Here is a 1,611-nt window from a genome sequence, read left to right as displayed (position 1 = left end):
GGGCGAAGAACGGATCGTTCTTGATCGCGTCCTTGGCGCGCTTGATGTCCACGTCCTTGAGCGGGTGGGTGGGCAGGTCGTACTTGGTGATATCGTCGGGGGTCACGCCCAGGTAACTGCACTGGGGCACGCAGAAATACTGGTTGAGGTGGGCGTTGTTGCCGCTGCCGACCTTGAGGGTGCGGTAGATGTTGGCATAGCCGTAGGGGTCACCGTCGGTGAAGGCGTAGACTGGGATCTTCTTGTTGTCGGCAAGGCGCCGGATGAAGCGGCGAATCGCGCGCGAGGGCACGCCGTTCATCGAGACGAGGATGCAGTCGTTGTCCGCCCAGAACTGGTGGTGGTTCAGGCGCTCGAACATACCGCTCGTCTCGATGGCCATGATGAACTTGGCCCTGGTCTCGAACTCCAGGTGCTCGACCGAAGAGGGGATCGAGTAGGCACCCGAGCCGAACTGGGTGCAGTCGATGCGAATGGTCTCGCCCGTGATCGGATTGCGGTCGATCACGATGAGGGCGCCGGCGACCGCGCCGCCATGGTCGTCGGGGCGGAATCCGAGCTGCTCCTTGTTCACGCCGAAGAGCGCCTCGATGTCGTCCATGATCGTGTCGGATTCGACCTGGTCGTTGCAGCGCGCGTCGTCCCAGTTCTTGGTCTGGTAGTAGGCGTCGCGCTTCGTGGCGAAGTCGTTGCTCTCGATGAGCTGCTTGGAGAGCGCGCTCATGCGCAGCATCTGGGCGAAGCTCTTTACCGTGTTCACGGTCAGTGTGCGGTCGACGGTCTTGCCCTTGATGGTGAAGTGGCCGCGCTTGGGATCGAACTGCACGTTCGAGAGGCTGCGCTGGGGGAACTTCAGATTGGGCGTCTTCTTCGAAAGAATCGTCGACTGCACGCGCGTGGCAGTGCCCTGGATGTTGCCGACCAGCTTCTTGTCGGTGCTGGTCATGATCTTCGCGGTGCCGGCGCGCGCAGCGGTGGCGCCGGTGCCGGTTTTCTTCGTCGCTTTCTTCGCTGCAGGCTTCGTCCCTTTTTGGGGAGCAGCAGCGCGCGCGCCCGCCTTCTTCTTCGGGGCCGCCTTCTTGGCGGCTTTCTTTGCGGGCGTTTTTCTCGAACTGGTTGCCATTGCGGATTCCCTGCCCCGCTCGGAACTTCCGTTCCGGGGGCTGCCGTTTCGCCTCACCTACGCGGCAAAAACAGCAGTATAGCGCTTGGGAATGCGATGTCCCAACGTCATTTGGGGGCAACTACCAGCCTGCCGCAGGATTGGGTATTGTGCCTGTGATACGGATCAGGTTGAGGGCTCATCCTGGCGCTCCGGAGGCGGGGCGCATGCGTTGGGGCTGCTTTGGCGCACATCGCAAAAACCCGGCGGGTTCTGCCCGTCCTGTTGTTCCTCGCGGTCGTGGGAGCGGGGCTGCTGGGCGCCTGCGCCCCCGCGCGGTCCCCGGCGCCGGAAATCAGCGCGGCCGAGATCGTCACCCAGGCCGACGAGCACCGCAATGCCGGGCGTCTCAAGGACGCGGCCCGCCTCTATTCCTGGGTTCTGGAATCCTTCCCCCGCGCGAGCGAGCGCGCCGACGCCCAGTTCGGCATCGCGCGGGTCGAGATGCT

The 1,611-nt window shown here is 63.7% G+C and carries 2 protein-coding genes; one reads left to right on the top strand and one right to left on the bottom strand.

Annotation, left to right across the window (positions count from 1 at the left end; genetic code table 11):
* A partial coding sequence (locus KDH09_12795; protein ID MCB0220570.1) for a hypothetical protein occupies nucleotides 1-1,123 on the bottom strand: 1,123 nt, incomplete at its 3' end.
* A gap of 264 nt (nucleotides 1,124-1,387) precedes the next feature.
* Here KDH09_12795 and KDH09_12790 point away from each other — a divergent pair.
* Nucleotides 1,388-1,611, top strand: a 224-nt coding sequence (locus tag KDH09_12790) for a hypothetical protein (GenBank protein ID MCB0220569.1), incomplete at its 3' end; no start/stop codon positions are given.

The sequence above is a fragment of the Chrysiogenia bacterium genome, from assembly GCA_020434085.1.
GTDB lineage: Bacteria > JAGRBM01 > JAGRBM01 > JAGRBM01 > JAGRBM01 > JAGRBM01.
Note: the sequence above shows the minus strand (reverse complement) of the source record. Positions and strands in the feature narration are given on the sequence as shown.